1 pseudogene is annotated in these 802 nt (G+C 73.9%); it reads right to left on the reverse strand.

From position 1 onward, the window contains the following. A pseudogene (locus ACI8AF_RS27515) lies at positions 1-802 on the reverse strand (hypothetical protein); the annotation flags it as partial.

Genomic DNA, 802 nt, shown 5'->3' on the forward strand with positions numbered 1-802 from the left:
GCGTGACGACCTCGTCGACCACCGGGGTGACGACCGGGGCCACCACGTCCACAGCCGGAGTGACGATGCCCTCCACGACTGGCGCGAGCACCTCGTCCACGACCGGCGTGACCACCGGCGTGACGACGTCCTCCACCACCGGCGTGACGACGTCCTCCACCACCGGCGTGACCACCGGCGTGACGACCTCGTCGACCACCGGGGTGACGACCGGGGCCACCACGTCCACAGCCGGAGTGACGATGCCCTCCACGACTGGCGCGAGCACCTCGTCCACGACCGGCGTGACCACCGGCGTGACGACCTCGACGACCACCGGCGTGACCACGTCCTCCACCACCGGCGTGACCACCGGCGTCGCCACGTCCTCCACCACCGGCGTGACGACCTCGACGACCACCGGCGTGACGACCTCGACGACCACCGGCGTGACGACCTCGTCGACCGCAGGCGACACGGTCTGCTCGACCACCGGTGTCAGGACCTCGTCCACCACCGGGGCGGGCGCCTCGGTCACCGGTTCGACCGAGTCCTGCAACTCAGGGGTCGGGAGGGCAGGAGCCTGCAGGTCGGTGCCCGTGGGCACGGGGGCGGTCACCTCGGCGGCGGACTCGGTCACCGGCGCAGGTAGCGGGGCCACCACGTCCCCGGCGACCGCGGCGACGTCCTCGACCGCCGGGCCCACGTCTTCGACGACCGGCACCACCGGGGCCGTCGGCTCCTCCGCCGGCGCCTCCTCGGCAGGTGCCGGCACGTCCTCGACGACCGGCGCCACCGGCTCCGACGGCGCGTCGGCGGAGTC

The sequence above is a fragment of the Blastococcus sp. SYSU D00669 genome, assembly GCF_054050715.1.